Source organism: Pseudomonas sp. BGI-2, from assembly GCF_004310295.1.
Lineage (GTDB): Bacteria > Pseudomonadota > Gammaproteobacteria > Pseudomonadales > Pseudomonadaceae > Aquipseudomonas.
Window position 1 is genome coordinate 59,627 of the sequence record NZ_SISB01000034.1, and the last position, 18,105, is coordinate 77,731.

Below are 18,105 nucleotides of genomic sequence, written 5' to 3' on the forward strand. Positions count from 1 at the left end.
TGTTGAATGTACCGGCCTCTTCGCGGGCAAGCCTCGCTCCTACAGGGGAACGCGTGATCTCGCGTGGTTTTCAGACGCTGAGCATCAGAAATTCACGCTCCCAGGAGCTGATCACCCGTTTGAAGTTCTCGTGCTCGGCACGCTTGACCGCGACGTAACCCCGCACGAATTTGTCGCCCAGATACCGCCCGATGGTTTCGCACTCTTCCATCTGCGTCAGGGCGTCCTCGATGGTGATCGGCAGGCGCAGGTTGCGGCGCTCGTAGGCTCGGCCTTGCACTGCCGCACTCGGTTCGATGCGTTCGACCATGCCCAGGTAACCGCACAACAAACTGGCCGCAATCGCCAGGTACGGGTTGGCGTCAGCCCCCGGCAAGCGGTTTTCCACGCGCATCGAATCCGGCGTGGAGGTCGGCACACGCAGGCCGACGGTGCGGTTTTCTTCGCCCCATTCGACGTTGACCGGTGCCGAGGTGTCCGGCAGGAAGCGGCGGAACGAGTTGACGTTGGGCGCGAACATCGGCAGCACTTTCGGGATGTACTTTTGCAGACCGCCGATGTGGTGCAGGAACAGCTCACTCATCGTGCCGTCAGCATTGGCGAAGATCGGTTGCCCGGTGGCGATGTCGACCACGCTCTGGTGGATGTGCATGGCGCTGCCGGGCTCATCGCCAATCGGCTTGGCCATGAAGGTCGCCGCGACGTTGTGCTTGAGCGCCGCCTCACGCATCGTGCGTTTGAACACGGTGATCTGGTCGGCCAGGTCCAGCGCATCGCCATGACGGAAGTTGATTTCCATCTGCGCCGGGCCGTCTTCGTGGATCAGCGTATCGAGGTCCAGGCCTTGCAGTTCGCACCAGTCGTAGACGTCTTCGAACAGCGGATCGAATTCGTTGGCGGCGTCGATGGAAAACGATTGGCGACCACTTTCCGCACGGCCCGAACGACCCAGCGGCGCCTTGAGCGGCAAGTCCGGGTCTTCGCAGCGCTGGGTCAGGTAGAACTCCATTTCCGGCGCGACGATCGGCCGCCAGCCATTGTCGGTGTACAGCTGCAGCACTTTCTTCAGCACGTTGCGCGGCGACAGTTCAATCGGGTTGCCGAACTTGTCGAAGGTATCGTGGATCACGATGGCGGTCGGCTCGATGGCCCATGGAATTACGTACACCGCATCCGCGACGGGCTTGCAAACCATGTCGATGTCGGCCGGGTCGAGCAGGTCGTAGTAGATGTCGTCGTCGACAAAGTCCCCGGTTACCGTTTGCAAAAGCACACTTTCCGGCAGGCGCATGCCTCGCTCATGCAGGAACTTGTTGGTGGGTGCAATTTTGCCGCGTGCAATGCCGGTCAAGTCACTGACCACACACTCGACTTCGGTAATCTTGTGATCTTTCAGCCACGTGAACAGCTGATCGAAAGGGGCATTCATAAAGACCTCGTTATTGGTTTTATTAACGCCGGGGAGGGCGGTTTCATCCACCACACACTTCCCCTGAGACGCGTTGACGACTATCTTGGGCGAGCCTTGCGGTTCCATCTATCCACTTTAAGCAGCACCAAAACGCACCAAACGAGTGCGTAAGGTCTTTCATGTCAGCGTCCAGTCCGATCCAGGTTCAAGCGTTCAACACCGACGATGTCGCCGCGCAAATCCGCGCCACGCCGGGTTGGGTCCAGCATTATCAGCAGATGTCGCCGGGGCATTTCGCCGGGCGCGTGCGCTACCTCGACCTGCAAGGCGTGGAGATTTACGAAGAGCAGATGAACACCCGGGTCGAGCAGAATTTCAGCGCGCCCCAGGGTTCGCTGGCGTTCTGTTTCGATCGCAGCGACAACGCGCTGTACGTGTTGAATGGCGAAAGCCGCAACATCTGGATCACCCCGGAGAACTACCAGGAAATCGCTGTGGTGTTCGGGCCGGAGTTCGTTCAGCGCCACGGTTTGAATGTCGCGCGGATGGAAGGCTTGTTCATGTCACCGCTGAACTCGGGGCAGAACGCATTGTTCAGCCGCTGGTTGAGCGGCACCTTGACCCGGCTCGCCGAAACACTCGACCCGCCCAGCAAAGAAGCGCTGACTCAGCAACTGCTCGAAGACTGCCTGTACATCCTCGACAACGCCTGCGTGTGCCTCGATCGGGGCGGCCTGCAGCGCCGCACCGAAGAACGCGCGGTGATGAAACGCATCGGTGAGTGGGCCGCCGACTCACCGGAAGAAACCCTCAACCTGCTGGAACTGTCACAGGTGGCCGGGGTTTCACTGCGTCAGTTGCAGCACGCGTTCAAGGCCTTCACCGGGATGACGCCGACCCACTGGCTGCGCCTGCGGCGGCTCAACAGCGCCCACCGCGAATTGCTCGCTCGAACACCGAATGACACCACCGTTGCCGAAGTGGCGATGAATTGGTCGTTCTGGCATTTGGGGCGATTTTCCAGCAGTTATCGGGCGTTGTTCAAAGAGTTGCCGAGCGAAACGCTAAAACGCAACAGTCAGTGCTGATCGCACTAATAAAAGAAGCGGTTATTGCAAACTTGAAATTCTTGTACGTGTTCAGGTGTTTTCTATAATCCGCGTCTGTAGGCTATTTCCTGCAAGTGTCGCTCGATGTTGCAGGATTCTTCAATCCTAATTTTTATTCGTTAAATATCAGTTGGTTACGCTATCTGTATTGTATTTGAGTTGATTTGAGTCAGGCGCAAAGGTCATCTAGGTTTCTGCTCGTCGATACAAGTCGTGTATCGATTTTAACGAACCGAGGCAAACAAAATGACTGTGCTGTTGAATAAATCAGAAAGTAGCCATGACCTTCCCAAAGCGGTACTTCAACTTATCTCGGGAGAGTTTCCCGGCGTGGCCCGTAGTGCCGGAATCTTTACCAAAGAAGACGTGATCCAGATAAAGCAGTATGTAAAGAAAGGCCTCGCGCTGCCCAGCGAGTTGCCGGAGGTTGAGTCATACCTGAAGTACACCCACGTGGACATCGCTGGTCTGGAACCCGGCGATATCCAGGTGTTGTTCAAGAAGATCAGAATTCATGCCGCCAGTTGGGATGCGGTGGAAAACAAAATCGTCCAGCAAAGTATTGACCTGAGTTCCGCGGCCAAAAACATCGTCAGCAGTGGCAGCGAGATCATCTCTGTCATCAAGGAAATGCCCATCATGGATCGCGTCAGGACGACGTTGGGCGAGATGAGCCAGAACGATCTCGAAGGCATCCGTTATACGTCTGACGACGGTGAAGTGGCGTCCGCCGTGACCGAAATCATCGAACTGATGAAAGTCGATATCAAACGCCAGCAAAGCGCGACCCAGGAGCTGAAAGATCGCTTGTCCAATTTCAAGATCGAGTTGTCTGGCGGAGAGCTGTCCGGCGGTAAACGGGTCTTTGGCTTGCAGTCCGAAGTGAAGGGCAAGTACGACTTGATGGAACGCAACAACTTGCTCGAATCCATCGCCAGTACCAAAGAAACGATCAAGGAAAAGAAGGAGCGGATCACCCAGCTCGACAAGGATTACGACTATTACGTCGGCATGTCGTTCTCGGGAGGCCTGCCGATTTTCTGGCCGATTTCAGGTTCCATCTTCGGCCCGAAAGCGGAGACTGCCCGTAAAGAGCGCAATGCCCTGAAAACCGAAATCGACGCGCTGGAGCGGGCCGTCAGTGGCAAAGAGAACTTGCAGAGCGCCATCGAAAGTTCCATGTCCAACTTTGGTGATATCGGCATCCGCATGGCCGGCGCTGAAGCGGCACTCAATATCTTGAACACAATGTGGCAAACCATCCTGAGCAAGGTTGATTCATCGGCCGATCAGTTCGGGCGCATCAACAACGCCTTGCGCCTGACCTCATTTGTCGCCGAATTCGCGCAGGTGATCGATCCGTGGCGTGACGTTAAGAACACTGCCGGTGACTTGGTGGCGGTGTTTAACGAAGCCCTCGAAGAATACAAAAAAACCTTCAACTGATTTGCCCGCGGACAAAAGGATTATTGCCATGAGCAACGTGACGCCGATCGACGCGCCGGTTATTCCGGTCATTGACGTAAAAAACATCATTCAAGCCATCCGTGACATCTCCAGGCTGGCGAACTTCAGAAATGAACGGCCGGACGTGCTGCAAGAGCGAGCCCACCGTGTGGTCGCGTATTTGAACAATATCGATACCGCCCTGCGTGAATCATTTCCGGTCTTGCTGACCGCACTGAATAGCGCTTTCGGGCAACACGGGTTTGAAGTGCTTGATGAGTTGAATGGCGCCTTGGCCAGACATGACCTGACACCGGAAGATCGGGCGCTGGTGGCCGACGAACTGGCCAATGTCAAAGGCAACATCAATACGATGCTGGAGGGCGTCGAGGCGAAATTTATCGCGCGCTCGCGGCTGCTTGAGAGTGAAGTACAAAGCCTTTACAAGATCGAAATCGGTGAGCGCGCGGATGAACCGCTGAAGGTCGCACGAGACCGCAAAGCCCGGATTCTGACCCAACTCAATGATCACCACCTCAATAAAGCGACGTGCGAGGAACAGCGGGACACGCTGATCAAGGCGCAGGACGTGATTCGCGAGTTCAACCTGGCCGACATGTACAAGAATTACATTCCGGACGCAAAAGCACTGGACGATCTGGACATGTCCAATCCGAAAAAGGAAGCCGTCAAACAGGGCATTGAACTGGTCAGGAAGGTGTTGGGAGTCGTCTCTGACGGGATCAAATACACTCAGCTTGCGACTTCGCGAAACAATCTGGACCTGGAGATTGAGTCAATGGGGCGGTTGGTCGAAGGGCTCAATAACGAGCTTCAGGCCGCCGAAGATCTCTTTTCCGACATCAGCGCCGTCTTGGAAATATGCCGCCGACGCAGGATCGCGGGTGAAGAGATCATCGTCGTGGCGGGTGTGTGGCGGGGGTTTTCAATGCACCTTGAGACACTGAAAAACCTGGACTATAACCAGGCCGGGCTGGCCAGGCTCCTGACACGATACAAAAATCATCTGGAAGGGCTGGCGGGGGATTACAACAGCAGGATGATCAACTAGGCCATTAAACGCAGCCTCGTTTCACTCGACAGCTGCTACAGGTGTGCGCGTTCCCCTGTAGGAGCTGTCGAGTGAAACGAGGCTGCGATCTTTTGATCTCAGACCGTAGCCGCCGGTTTTGCCAGTTCAATGCCAGCCGCACCTAACCGTTTGAGAATTTCAAACAACAGATCACTCTTGGTCGTGCCGACGATTCTCGGGCTGCTGACGTAACCGGTGACCGTCAACGTGATGCCTTCGGGGCTCAGCTTGCTGAATCGAACGAACGGCGCCGGTTTATCGAGGATGGTTTCGTGCTCGGCGTAGGTGCTGTACAGCAGGTTTTGTACCTGTTCGGGATCGATGTCCAGCGGGAACACCAGTTCAAGTGTCGCCACCCCTTGTGCGCTTCCGCCGAGGGTGACGTTGCGCAGGTTTTGCGAAATCAGTTGTGAGTTGGGCACGATGACGATCGAGCGGTCACTGAGTTGTATTTCCGTGGCCCGGACGTTGATGCGGCGGATGTCGCCTTCGACGCCGCTGATGCTGATCAGGTCGCCCACCTTGACCGGGCGTTCGGTCAGGAGAATCAGCCCGGAGACGAAATTCTTGACGATTTCCTGCAAGCCGAAACCGATCCCCACCGACAAGGCGCTGACGATCCACGCCAGGTTGGTCCACTTGATGCCCAGGGATGACAACGTCAGCAGAATCACCAAGGCGTAGCCGATATTGGCGAACAGAGTGCTGAGGGAGGCACACATGCCAGGGTCCATGTCTGTCTTGGGCAGAAGCTCGTTATCCAGCCATCGGCGCAGTGAGCGAATCAGGTAGATACCGATGAACAGGGCCAGCAGCGCATTCAGCAAGTGGCCCGGAATGATGTTCAGTTTGCGCAGGCCATCGCCGCCGAGGATGGCGAACGTCTGGGTGAACAATTGCCCAAGCGTTGTGCCGACGCCACCGACAAACAGTGAAATGACCGACAGCAGCAATAAACCGGCGCGACCGACTCCGGACAGAATGATCGACACTTGCTCAAGGCGCACGTCGCCGATCCCGAGCAATTGTTTGAGCGCCTTGCCGCTGGGGCTCTTGGGTGAAAACAGGTACTCACAGCTGTCTCTGAACAACTGGATCAGCAAGTAGAAGCCGGAAAGGATGATAAAACCCCAGACCAATTGGTAGGTGATGAATCGTGCCAGAGAGATGTAGCCGATCAGCAGTGCAATCATCGCTACAACAATTGCGATACCGGCGAATGAATAAATCAGGCCGGCGACGGTGGTACTCGATTCGGGCGCTTCTCCGGTGGCAGCGACGGCTCTGCGGACTTTGCTGGCACGCCGGAACAACGTACCGATAATCAGCGTGACCACCAGCGCAATCAAACCCCGGCCGAAGAGGATGGCGGGCGGGCTCATGCCAGTGACGTTGGTGATTTGTGCCAGGCCTACCAGAATCAGCAGCGTGACAGCCAATATCCTCGGGAAGGGCTGGATCGCCAGTGCCACGGGATCGGCGATCGCAGGCAGTCGCCAGGAGGGATGTTTCGTCGACAGCAGCGCCCGGCTCAGACCGGTAATCAGGGTGCAGAGGAAGATGACTTTTTCGAATTCATCGGCAAAGTTCTGAATCAGGGGCGTCAACGGCAGTTGTCGAGTCAACGCATAAAACAGCAATTGCATCGCAAAAGCGGTGGCTAATACCGTGGCCACGACGGAAGCCAATGCGAGCGAACTTCGCCGCAAACGTCCTTCCGGCATTCGATGAATGCACACCCAGGTCAGCCCGCGCTCCGCGATTCTTCGGCCCCAAGACCAGATGCCCACGGCCAGTACGATCAACAAGACGGAAAACAGGCGCTCGCCGGGTTGCCAAGCGGCCTTGATTGCACTGGAGGCCTGCTGGATGAAATCGCTCAGCCGTTGGCGGTCCTCCTTGAGCGGATTGAACAAAGGCGCCCAGAAACCCGGCCCCAGGATACTGCCGCTGCGCAGCGTGACTTCGGTTTCCAGCAGGCTGCGGCGAATGCCGGCGATTTGAATGATCAGGCCGGCGGCATTGTTTCTGAGCGCCGCCAGAGTTTTCAGATTGGAGTCGACTTTGGTCTTTTGTTCGGAGAGAAAGGCTCTTTGCGTCGCAATATCCGTTTTCTCGGACGCGACATCCTCCTGCGATACCGGGCCCAACACATCCAGTTGCGCTTGCAGTTGCTTCTGCTCGGGCAGCAGAGAAGACTGCAGGCTGTTCACGTCATTGATAAACAACTGAACGGAGTCTTGCAGGCCGACCATCTGGGTCAGGTTATTGGCCAGCGAAATCTGTTGCTTGATTCGATCAAGGCGGATTTGCAGGTCTTGCAGATCACTTGGGGAGATTGCAACAGGCGCAGTGCCTGACATAGGGGTTGGCATCGCCGGCAGGTCGGCGGCCGACAGCGCTCCGCCATTGGTTCCAAGCAGCGTGAGCACGACGAACATCATTAACTTCAATGCATTACGCATGGGAGTGCTCGACTCTGTTGTGGGTCGCTCAACCTATGAGGTTAGGCCATCACGCCAAAACGATCGGAAAGAATCCTGTTCACCGTCCGGATCAGGCAATACCGCGCTGAGTGGATGCCGCGTGATCTACACTTCTTTGTTGCCAAATCAAGCCCGGAAGCAGTCATCAGCGGTCTACCACCCAGTTTTTTTTTGCCGAGTGACAGGCTGCGTTGGAGGTCATTATGAGCAAGGTGTCATCCATCAGCCTGAGCATCGCATTGGCGGTTGCCTGCACCCAGGGTTGGGCTGCAACGGTCGTTCCGATGAAAGGGCAGAGTTCGCAACAGACCCAGCTGGACATCAATGAATGCAATAGCATCGCGTCCAGTCAGGCCGCGTCGACCGCGCAGCCTGCTTCCGGAGGGCGAGTGCGCGGTGCTGTTGCGGGTGCTGCCGCCGGAGCGGCTGGGGCCCAAGTCCGCGGGCGTCAGCATGACGAGTTTTATGATCGCGTCGATGACGACACGAAGCAGGACTATCGGCAGAATCGTGCCAAAGAGACGGCGGTGGCGGGCTCGGTGGTGGGCGGTTCGCGTCAGCGCCAGGAGCGTCGGGCACAAGAGAAAACCAGTGCCGCGACCACCTCAACGGCGTACAGCAGTTGCCTGCAAGGCAAGGGCTATCAGGTTAATCCCTGAGCTTTTTGCGGCCGCTGCTCGAGCAGATGAACCATCAAACAGGCATACAACGTGACGGCGAGGAACAACCCCATCCGAACTGCAAACGCCGTGTACACGTCCTTGCCGGCGATGCTGTCCTGAACTGACTGCCCCAGCAGGATAATCAACGTGATCAGCGTGTTGAGCCAGAACCCCGGGGGGAACCGGGTCGCGCTCAGGGCATAGAGTTTGTGCGCGAGCACCAGGCTGAACAGCAGCATCCACAAATAGAACATCCACAGATGCACAAACAGGCTGAGGGCGCTCCAGAACAGGATCGCCAACAGGCCTGCGAGCAAGGTTGAGCCGACGAGTTCACGACCGGCATTGTGGGCGTTGGTCGTGGAGCTTTGCTGACCCAGGCTGACGGCCTTGAGGATGATCGGCAGATAACCGGCCGGGTCGACCAGCGCCAGCAGGAATGTCGGCAACACAATCAGGGTTGCACGCAGCGCCACTCGACTGACTTCTTCGGCGGGCAAGGGGGGCGCGGGCGGCGGGGAAGGGGCGTTCGGTGGATCCGGGAACAACCCGTGACTGAGCGCCACTACCGCAGCGGCGAGCAGCAAACCCTTGACGAGGGCACCGATGACCATCGCCGCCAGATCGAATTCGGCCACGCCTGCCGAGGAGATCATGGTCAGGCCAATCACCAGGAAGGTCACGATCAGGGCATTGCCGCCGCGCAGACCGAAACGGAACACCAGGAACAGACTCAGGCCGATCAGCAGTACGCCAGTGACGGGGTAATAACGCAGGATCGGGATCAACAACAGGCCGAGGCCCGTGGTCAACATCGCGGTCAGAGCGAGCACTACGGCCGCCTTGAACGGCAGCGGACGATTGATCGAAGCCAGCAGGATCAGGCACAGCACCGGCGCCAGAAAGGGGATCGGTAATCCCAGGCCGAAGCTGGCGGCCAGGCACAACGCCGTACCGGTGGCGAGTCGCAATGCGCGCTGTTCCCGGGGCGTGTGTTTAGTAGGCATACGAAAGCCAGCTCATAAACCCCACAAACACGTGGCCCAGCGGGTTCAGCGGGTTGCTTTGGGTGGGGAAGGCCATGACTTCGGCCTGCCCGCCGGCCCGGATGGCACGGCTGTCGCGCAAGGCTTTTCGGGCGTCGTCGGAGAACTCGATGATCACCGGAAAACGCTGGGCCGGTCGCAGCCAGTCGCGGCTGTTTTGCACGCCGGGCAGGGTGCCAGGCGCGGGTGTCTGCCCGACGCTGACCCCGTAACCGACACTGCGCACACGTCCCTCGAACACTTCGCCCGGCAGCGCATCCAGCACGATCGCCACCGGGGTATCGACTTTCACCAGACCGAGGTTGTTTTCGGTCATGTCCGCGCTGATCCATACATCATGGATGGCAATCAGGGTCATGACCGGGCCACCGGCCGCGGCGAACTGCCCGGCGTCGGTGCGCAGATCGGTGATCAGCCCTGCCGAACGTGCGCGGATCTGCGTGTTGGACAAATCCAGCTCGGCTTTTGACAGCGCCGTGGCGGCGCTACGCAGCAGAGCGTTGTCTTCCTCGCTGCCGCCTTCTTGTTCGCGCGCCCGTTGCACTTCGGCACGGGCGGCCGCGACCTGACTGACGGCCTGTTCACGGTTGGCGCGAGACACTTCGAGCAAGCGCACGGAAATGGTGCCAGGGTCTTCGCGGTACAAGCCTTCGAGGCGTTGGTTGTCTTGTTTCGCCTTGAGTTCATTGGCCTGCGCGGCCCGCAAGTTGGCTTGCGCCGAGGCGATGCCGGCGGTGCTGGCGCCGATCTGCCGACGTGTCGATTCAAGGTCTGCGCGCGCCCGATCCACGGCAATCTGGTACGGCTGCGGGTCCACCTCGAACAGCACGTCGCCGGCCTGGACGTCCTGATTGTTGCGCACGTTGACCCGGATCACCCGGCCAACGACTTCCGAGGCGACCGGAATGACAAAGGCACCCACCCGCGCTTGTTGCGTATAAGGCGTGAAACGATCGGCCGCCAGGTACCACGCCAGGCTCAGGAGAATCAGGAACAGCACCCATTTGATGCCTTTTTTCGCCGGGTCGGCGGCAGGCGCGGGAGGCTTGGGGGCGTGCGCCTCGGGGACAGGCTGCGCGGCTTCACTCATGGCTGTTTACCTTGTGGGGCAGAGGGGCGACGGGCTCGCTCAACAGGTCGCCCCAGTCGCTGCGTTTTTCCATCTGCTGTCGGGTGGCATCATCGACTTTTGGCTGGGCGCTGTACCAACCGCCGCCCAAGGATTTGTACAGGGCAATCAGATTGCTCACGGCGTTGCTGCGGGCGACCAGGTAGTTGTCCTGCTGTTCGAGCAGTGCGCGCTGCGCATCCAGCACGCGCTGAAAGTCTGAGTAACCTTCGCGGTACTGCGCGCTGGCCAGTACCAATGAGCGTTTCGCGGCGACTTCGGCCTCGCTCAGGATGCGCTCGCGCTCCAGCGATTTGATCAAGCCCGTGGCGGCATCGTCAGCTTCGCGCGCGGCTTGGCGGACCTTGTCGCGATACGTCTCGATCAGTTGCTGCAACCGCGCATCCTGGACGCGCACGTTGTTGCTGATCTGGCCATGGTCGAACAGGTTCCAGCGCAGGCTGGGGCCGCCGATCAGGTCCAGGCTTCTGGACGTGCCGTTGAGCGTGTCGGCCGACCAGACAATGCTGCCAAGCAAGGTCAATGACGGATAGAAATCACTTTCAGCCACGCCAATCAATGCGGACTGGGCGGCGACACTCAGCTCGGCGGCACGCACATCGGGCCGGCGCAGCAGCAGATTGGCCGGTACATCCTGGAGTACGACGCGATCGACCAGCGGGATCAGCCCTTGGTTCTCCGCCACCTGCGGCAACGTGCCGGGCGGTTGCCCGATCAGCACGGCCAAGGCATTGCGGGTTCGTTGCAGCTGGTCTTCGAGATTGGGGATGGTGCTCAGCGTGCCGAGGTATTGGGTTTTGGCTTGTTGCAAGTCCAGTTCGGCTTACTGCCCACTGTTGAACAGCTTTTCGGTGATCTCGAAATTGCGTTTTTGCTGTTTGGCGTTCTCCCGGGCGACGCGCAATCGCGCCTCGGTGGTGCGCAACGAGAAGTAAGTGTCTGCGACCTGGGCGCGCAGCAACACCAGCACATCTTCATAGTTGGCCTGGGCCGAAAAGTAACTGGCGTCGGACGATTCGATGGCTCGGCTGAAACGGCCCCAGAAGTCCAGCTCCCAGCCAACGTCAAAGCCGGCGCTGTATTGCCAGAAATGGCTGTCCTGGGGATTGGTGCCACCGGATTGCCGGCGGTTGAAGTACAGACTGTCAGCACTGGCTTGCTGCAACTGCGGGTACAGCCCGCTTTGCGCAATGCCCAACTGGGCACGGGCTTCCATCACGCGCAGGCCGGCGATTTTCAGGCTGGCGTTATGAGCATCCGACTCGGCGATCAGCTGATTGAGCAGCGGATCGTTGAAGACCTGCCACCATTGGCGAATATCCGGGTTCGTCCCGCGTTGGCTGGCGTGTTCAAGGGCGGCGGTGTTCCACTGTTCGACCCAGGTTTCCCCCGGCGGCTGGAAGTCCGGTCCCAGCCTCACACAGCCACTCAGGCCAAGTACGCCGAGCAAGAGGAGTTGGCCTGGCAGCCTCAGCAGGGAACGGCCTCGATGCATTGGGTATCGTCCAACCAGGGAAGGTCACTGGAGCATAGCCGTCCAAATGAGCAACCGGCTGCTAAGCTTCTCAAGCACCCTCAAACCTTCTGCGATCACTTATAGGCAGGACACTCATGAGTAACCCCCAAGGTCAGGCTGAACCCCACTCCGCTGGTTGGCGCTTCAAAGTGGGCATCGCAATTATTTGCTTGATGTTGGGCTCGTGGCTGATGGTGCCGATCGCCGCGGCGCTCGACATTCCAGGCTCTAGAATCGCCGCGCTGACCGGCGTTTTGTTCATCAGCAATAAAGTCCTGCTGATCGTCGTCATTGCTGTCATGGGCAAGGCCGGGTTCCAGCAGTTGAAAAGCAAGCTGTTCGGTTACGTGTCCGGCCTTGCGCCGTCTGTCGATGCCGAAGTAGGGCCGATTCGTCATCGGCTCGGTATCGTGATGTTTTGTTTGCCGCTGATCTCGGCCTTTCTTGAACCCTACATCGACACATTCTGGGCTGGGCTCAGACCGAACCTGTGGCAGTTGCAGGTGCTGGGCGACGCCATGCTGATCGGCAGCTTTTTTGTGCTGGGGGGCAACTTCTGGGACAAGGTGCGGGCGTTGTTTATCCGCACGGCAAAGGTCGTCATTCCAGGTACGGTGTGAGGCTGTTCGCTAGCGCGTGATGATCCCGTGATCGATCGCGTATTTGACCAGGGCCGCGGGTTTGTCGATGTTGAGTTTGCGGCGGATGCTCAGGCGATGGGTTTCAACCGTGCGCACGCTGATGTCCAGCTCGCGGGCCATTTCCTTGTTGTTCAGCCCTTGTGCCATCTTGTACAACACCTGGCTTTCACGGGGTGTCAGCTCGTTGTCGGTGCTTTTATCGGCAATCAGCCGCTGGGCGATTTCGGCGCTGTAGAACGTGCCGCCACTGGCGATGGCTTCGATCGCCGCAATGATTTCCCGCGACGGTGAGTTCTTCAGCACATAGCCGCTGGCGCCGGCGCGAACCGATTCACTGACGTATTCATAATTGTCGTACATGCTCAGCACCAAGACCTTCAGCGACGGGTACTGGCTGCGCAACACACGGGTCAGCTCAAGCCCGTTCATGTCGCGCAGGCTGATGTCGACCAGCAACAAGTCTGGCTGGCAGCGCCCGACCATATCGATGGCATCCGCGCCACTCTCGGCTTCGCCTACCACTTCCAGGGGCGCCATGACCGCGAGCAACGCTTTGATCCCGTCGCGGACCAGGGAGTGATCGTCGACCAGGGCGACGCGGATCGGGTAGGGCAGGTTCATCGCGGGTATTCACTCTTGTTGTAATGGGCTGAGTCAGCGTTTTGCGCCGGGCATTTTCATCGGCAGCAGCACGTCCAGCTCACTTCTTCCGGGTATCGAAATCAGGTCGAAACGTCCACCAAAATGTTCGACACGCTCACGGATATTACGCAGGCCAATGCCCGCATGGCGACGTTCAACTTGGGCGACGTTGAATCCGACACCATCGTCGACCACCGTCAACCGCACAGTTTCTTGCGACCCGTGCAGGGTAATCGAAACGTTTTTCGCTTGTGCGTGGCGTTCGATGTTGGTGAGGCCTTCTTGCACAATCCGGAACAGCGACACCGCTGCGCCATCGACCAGGTAACAGTCGAACTCATTATCGTCGTAAGTCACGGTGAGCCCGCTGCGTTGCTCGAATTCTGCGGCGAGTTGGCCGATCGCCGCCGGCAGACCCAAGGTGTCGAGCAGCGACGAACGCAGGTCGTGGGAGAGGCTGCGAACTTCACCAATCGCGTCGCCGAGGCGTGCCGTGGCGTCTTTTAGCGTGCTCAAGCCCTTGTCTTGCGCCTGGTCATTCTCCAGCAGAAGACTGGCCAGTTCGAACTGAAACTTAATGGAGACGAGCACCTGACTGATGCCGTCGTGCAGCTCGCGGGAAACCCGTGATCGCTCTTCTTCCTGCAAGCTGACGATACGCTGGGTCAGGCGCTGCAGCTTTTTGTCCGCCAGACGATGCTCGCTGACGTTGAGCGTCATGCCACTGGCGAAGACAAACAGCACGGCCACGAGGGCCACTGCGGCAATCGCCAACATGGTCTTGCGAATGCCTTGAGCTACTTCGTCACGCGCCTGCTGGGTGGCGCGCTCAACGTCTTCCAGGTAGATGCCGGTGCCGAGCATCCAGCCCCAACGATCCAGCATCACCACATAAGCGAGTTTGTCGGTTACCTGGCCGGAGGAGGGCTTGTTCCAGGCGTAGCGCTGAAAACCTTCGCCGGATTGCGCACTTTTGAGCAACGCCTGGATCACTGGCAAACCGTGAGGGTCCTTCATGTCCCACAGGTATTTGCCCACCAGCTCTGACTGGCGCGCATGCATCAGGCTGCGACCCTCGCGGTCGTAGACGAAGAAGTAGCCATTGATGCCGAAGCTGAGCTTGCGCAGTTCCTCCAGCACTTGTTGCTGGGCGTGCTCGTCCCCGTGGCCGTCGTCGTACAGCGGTGCAATCAGGCTTTGCGCCATTTCCACGTAGTTTTTCAGCTCGGCACGCTTGCTGGCCAGAATGCTGTCTTCGATCAGCTGCGCCTGTTGATCGCCGAGTTGGCGATTCAGGGAAATCACCAGCGCGCAGATCACGGCGATCGCCAACACCAGCGGCAGAATCCCGAGCGCGACGATTTTGTGTTTGAGCTGCATCTTGGCTCCTGACCGGACCGAGGGAAGGCGAAGGCCCGGCATCATATGCCAAAGATACGCGCGTCCAGTAGCGGTGCTGGACGGAATGACCTGCGGCGGTCACGTCTGTCAGCCAACATGCAAAACCCTGTGGGAGCGGGCTTGCTCGCGAAAGCGGTGTGTCAGCCAGCAAAAATACTGAATGACACACCGCTTTCGCGAGCAAGCCCGCTCCCACATGGATATCAGGGCATCTACGTAGAACTACGTAGACGCCACGTACGTAGTAACGCGGATTTATTTGTAGATGGCATGCGGGGATATTGGGCCAGCTCCGCACCGCGGACACAATTATAAAAATTACCGCCGCAGTCACTGGCTGTCGGCAGGAGACACGCTATGCCCCGTCTGGCTAAACACCTCGCCTGGTTTGCCGTGGCTGTCCTGGGAGCGTTTGCGCTAAGTGTTGTGGCCCTGCGCCGCGGCGAAGCGATCAATGCCCTCTGGATCGTAGTCGCAGCAGTCGCTATCTACCTCGTCGCATACCGCTACTACAGCCTGTTCATCGCCACCAAGGTGATGCAACTCGACCCCAATCGTGCCACGCCCGCCGTCATCAATAATGATGGCCTGGACTACGTGCCGACCAACAAACACGTGCTTTTTGGTCACCACTTCGCTGCCATCGCTGGCGCGGGGCCTTTGGTCGGTCCGGTATTGGCCGCACAGATGGGCTACCTGCCCGGCACGCTGTGGCTGATTGCCGGTGTGGTGCTGGCCGGCGCCGTTCAGGACTTCATGGTCCTGTTCATGTCCACCCGCCGCAACGGTCGCTCGCTGGGCGACATGGTCCGTGAAGAAATGGGCCGCATCCCCGGGACCATCGCGCTGTTTGGTTGCTTCCTGATCATGATCATCATCCTCGCGGTGCTGGCGCTGATCGTCGTGAAAGCCCTGGCCGAGAGTCCATGGGGCATTTTCACGGTGATGGCAACCATCCCGATCGCGATGTTCATGGGCATTTACATGCGCTACATCCGTCCGGGCCGCATCGGTGAAATCTCCATTGTCGGCGTGCTATTGCTCCTGGGTTCGATCTGGCTCGGAGGGCAGATTGCCGCTGATCCGGTCTGGGCCAAGGCCTTTACCTTCACTGGCATTCAGATCACCTGGATGTTGATCGGCTACGGCTTTGTCGCTGCGGTATTGCCGGTGTGGCTGATTCTGGCCCCGCGTGACTACCTGTCGACCTTCCTCAAAATCGGCACCATCGTGGCCTTGGCGATCGGCATTCTGATCACCATGCCCGACCTGAAAATGCCGGCACTGACCCAGTTCATCGACGGCACCGGCCCGGTGTGGAAAGGCGGGTTGTTCCCGTTCCTGTTCATTACCATCGCTTGTGGCGCGGTCTCCGGTTTCCACGCGCTGATCGCTTCCGGCACCACGCCGAAACTGTTGGCCAGCGAAAGCCATGCCCGCTACATCGGTTACGGCGGCATGCTGATGGAGTCCTTTGTCGCCATCATGGCCATGGTCGCGGCTTCGGTGATCGAACCGGGCGTGTATTTCGCCATGAACAGCCCGGCGGCGCTTGTCGGCTCGGATGCTGTTTCGGTTGCTCAGACCATCAGCAGCTGGGGTTTTGCAATTACTCCGGAAGCGCTGCAAGCGGTGGCCAAGGACATCGGTGAAACCACGATCCTGGCTCGTGCCGGTGGCGCACCAACGTTGGCAGTCGGCATCGCGCAGATCCTGCACCACGTTCTGCCGGGTGAAAACACCATGGCGTTCTGGTACCACTTCGCGATCCTGTTCGAAGCGCTGTTCATCCTGACGGCGGTTGACGCCGGCACCCGTGCCGGACGCTTCATGCTGCAGGACTTGCTCGGCTCGTTCGTGCCATCCCTGAAGCGCACCGAGTCCTGGACTGCCAACCTGATCGCAACCGCCGGTTGTGTGGCGATGTGGGGTTATCTGTTGTACCAGGGTGTGATCGATCCACTGGGCGGCATCAACACCTTGTGGCCGTTGTTCGGTATTTCCAATCAGATGCTGGCCGGTATCGCGCTGATGTTGGCGACTGTTGTGCTGATCAAAATGAAGCGCCAGCGCTACGTCTGGGTGACCATGCTGCCAGCGGTATGGCTGCTGATCTGCACCACCACCGCAGGCTTCATCAAGCTGTTCGATGCCAACCCGGCGATCGGTTTCCTGGCTTTGGCCAAGAAATATAGCGACGCGCTGGCCAACGGTCAGATCCTCGCTCCGGCGAAGAGCATCGACCAGATGCATCACGTGATCTACAACGCCTACACCAACGCAACGCTCACCGCGCTGTTCCTGCTGGTGGTCTTCAGCATCCTGTTCTTTGCGCTCAAGGTCGGCATTGCCGCCTGGGGCAGCAAGGAGCGTACGGATAAAGAAGCGCCATTCCAGGCGCTGCCGCAAGCGTGATGGAGGAGGGCGCCAATGTTCAATGACCTGAGTCGCCTCGGCAAATACCTCGGTCAGGCCGCACGCCTGATGGTGGGGATGCCGGATTACGACACCTACGTCGAACATATGCAGAACAAACATCCGGACAAACCGGTGATGAGCTACGAAGTGTTCTTTCGGGAACGCCAGGAAGCGCGTTACGGGAGCAAGGCCGGGCCGAAGTGTTGTTGATGCAACAGCCGGTTTGATGCAATCCCTGTGGGAGCGAGCTTGCTCCCACATTTTTTTGCGTTGCCTTTTCAAATCCTCAGCGGCTTCCTCGGCGCCTGTAAATTTTTAACCATGGACTAAACAAGGACAAGAAAGGCACAAAGAAAAATGATTCCGCCGCAAGCTCGAAGATGTCCAGCAAGGACTACCTGAGCGAACTTAAATCCAGATGACCAGCAATGTGTTTAAAACCCTTGTTCCTGGCGCTGAAGGATTGATTGCAGCACTGGATTTGGAGCCTCATACGGAAGGTGGTTTCCATGGTTGAAACCGATAGCGGCCCGCGTTACCTGATGACATCCATTTACTATTTGCTGACCAAAGATGCGCCGGCAGGTCATTTTCATTTCAACCAATCAGACATCGTGCATTACTACCGTTTGGGAGACGCAATTCAGTACAGCCTGATTTTTCCAGACGGCGGAAAACTGTGGTGATGGGCAGCGACGTTATTGCCGGGCAATAATTGCAGCTGCACGTACCGGGCGGTGTCTGGAAAGCTTCGCGGCTGACAGATGGATTGGCGGGATACGGATTGATCAGTGAATCGGTTTCACCTGGGTTTGATTATGCCGACATGGAGTTGGGTCATCGGCAGAAGCTCAGCGTACAGTTTCCAGAGTATTCGGAGCTGATTGGAGTGCTGACACAAGAATGAGGAGCTGGGGTGAATTGAGGGCTTCAAAATCTGCGTACAACCGGGTCAGTCTCGAAACACTTTGTTACGTGTAATATCGATGACGTTATGGTAGCTATGCCGTCGTAATCGACGAATTTAGCGCCGGGAAAATTGCGAAGCCCCGGCGCTGAATTTATCCATAACGTCCATTATGCGAGGCTATCAACTACTAACACT

13 protein-coding genes and 2 pseudogenes are annotated in these 18,105 nt (G+C 58.2%); 8 read left to right on the plus strand and 7 right to left on the minus strand.

The window, feature by feature from the left end; all coding sequences use genetic code 11:
• Positions 1-70: 70 nt before the first annotated feature.
• A complete protein-coding gene (locus EYC95_RS21705; RefSeq protein ID WP_131062155.1) occupies positions 71-1,429 on the minus strand; it encodes a glutamine synthetase family protein in 1,359 nt (452 codons plus the stop codon).
• 161 nt (positions 1,430-1,590) lie between these two features.
• Here EYC95_RS21705 and EYC95_RS21710 point away from each other — a divergent pair, with 161 nt between their 5' ends.
• The 3 genes from EYC95_RS21710 (at position 1,591) to EYC95_RS21720 (ending at position 5,038) form a co-directional block, all read left to right on the plus strand.
• On the plus strand, positions 1,591-2,499 hold the full coding sequence (locus EYC95_RS21710) for a helix-turn-helix domain-containing protein (protein WP_131062156.1): 909 nt from the start codon (positions 1,591-1,593) through the stop codon (positions 2,497-2,499).
• 267 nt (positions 2,500-2,766) lie between these two features.
• On the plus strand, positions 2,767-3,966 hold the full coding sequence (locus EYC95_RS21715; RefSeq protein WP_131062157.1) for an alpha-xenorhabdolysin family binary toxin subunit A: 1,200 nt from the start codon (positions 2,767-2,769) through the stop codon (positions 3,964-3,966).
• A gap of 28 nt (positions 3,967-3,994) precedes the next feature.
• Entirely contained in the window at positions 3,995-5,038 is a 1,044-nt protein-coding gene (locus EYC95_RS21720) for an alpha-xenorhabdolysin family binary toxin subunit B (RefSeq protein WP_131062158.1), read from the plus strand.
• A gap of 98 nt (positions 5,039-5,136) precedes the next feature.
• Here EYC95_RS21720 and EYC95_RS21725 read toward each other — a convergent pair whose 3' ends face one another.
• Positions 5,137-7,524 (minus strand): DUF3772 domain-containing protein, encoded by a 2,388-nt coding sequence (locus tag EYC95_RS21725; protein WP_131062159.1) that lies wholly within the window; start codon positions 7,522-7,524, stop codon positions 5,137-5,139.
• A 224-nt stretch (positions 7,525-7,748) separates the two neighbouring features.
• Between EYC95_RS21725 and EYC95_RS21730 the strand changes: the two genes are divergently transcribed.
• A complete protein-coding gene (locus EYC95_RS21730; RefSeq protein WP_131062160.1) occupies positions 7,749-8,204 on the plus strand; it encodes a YMGG-like glycine zipper-containing protein in 456 nt (151 codons plus the stop codon).
• On the opposite strand, the gene EYC95_RS21735 is transcribed toward EYC95_RS21730, so the two are convergent.
• The 3 genes and pseudogenes from EYC95_RS21735 to EYC95_RS21745 form a co-directional block, all read right to left on the minus strand.
• A complete protein-coding gene (locus tag EYC95_RS21735) occupies positions 8,189-9,214 on the minus strand; it encodes a DUF2955 domain-containing protein (protein WP_131062161.1) in 1,026 nt (341 codons plus the stop codon). The two genes, EYC95_RS21730 and EYC95_RS21735, sit on opposite strands and share 16 nt — an antisense overlap.
• Positions 9,204-10,343, minus strand: coding sequence for an HlyD family secretion protein (locus tag EYC95_RS21740; RefSeq protein WP_131062162.1), 1,140 nt, complete (start codon positions 10,341-10,343; stop codon positions 9,204-9,206). The genes EYC95_RS21735 and EYC95_RS21740 overlap by 11 nt, the downstream gene beginning before the upstream one ends.
• Positions 10,336-11,877 (minus strand): annotated as a pseudogene (locus EYC95_RS21745) (efflux transporter outer membrane subunit). The gene EYC95_RS21740 and the pseudogene EYC95_RS21745 overlap by 8 nt, the downstream one beginning before the upstream one ends.
• A 116-nt stretch (positions 11,878-11,993) precedes the next feature.
• Between EYC95_RS21745 and EYC95_RS21750 the strand changes: the two are divergent.
• Complete coding sequence (locus EYC95_RS21750; RefSeq protein WP_131062163.1) at positions 11,994-12,518, plus strand: transporter suffix domain-containing protein; 525 nt, start codon at positions 11,994-11,996, stop codon at positions 12,516-12,518.
• Between the two features lie 9 nt (positions 12,519-12,527).
• Here the strand turns inward: EYC95_RS21750 and EYC95_RS21755 are convergent, their stop codons facing one another.
• Both EYC95_RS21755 and EYC95_RS21760 read right to left on the minus strand, forming a co-directional pair.
• On the minus strand, positions 12,528-13,160 hold the full coding sequence (locus EYC95_RS21755) for a response regulator transcription factor (RefSeq protein ID WP_131062164.1): 633 nt from the start codon (positions 13,158-13,160) through the stop codon (positions 12,528-12,530).
• Positions 13,161-13,193: 33 nt separating this feature from the next.
• A complete protein-coding gene (locus EYC95_RS21760; protein ID WP_131062165.1) occupies positions 13,194-14,561 on the minus strand; it encodes a cache domain-containing protein in 1,368 nt (455 codons plus the stop codon).
• Positions 14,562-14,939: 378 nt separating this feature from the next.
• Between EYC95_RS21760 and EYC95_RS21770 the strand changes: the two genes are divergently transcribed.
• The 3 genes and pseudogenes from EYC95_RS21770 (at position 14,940) to EYC95_RS21780 (ending at position 17,907) form a co-directional block, all read left to right on the plus strand.
• On the plus strand, positions 14,940-16,997 hold the full coding sequence (locus tag EYC95_RS21770; protein ID WP_131062167.1) for a carbon starvation CstA family protein: 2,058 nt from the start codon (positions 14,940-14,942) through the stop codon (positions 16,995-16,997).
• 15 nt (positions 16,998-17,012) lie between these two features.
• Complete coding sequence (locus EYC95_RS21775) at positions 17,013-17,210, plus strand: YbdD/YjiX family protein (RefSeq protein WP_007949127.1); 198 nt, start codon at positions 17,013-17,015, stop codon at positions 17,208-17,210.
• A gap of 208 nt (positions 17,211-17,418) precedes the next feature.
• A pseudogene (locus EYC95_RS21780) lies at positions 17,419-17,907 on the plus strand (cupin domain-containing protein).
• Positions 17,908-18,105 lie beyond the last annotated feature (198 nt).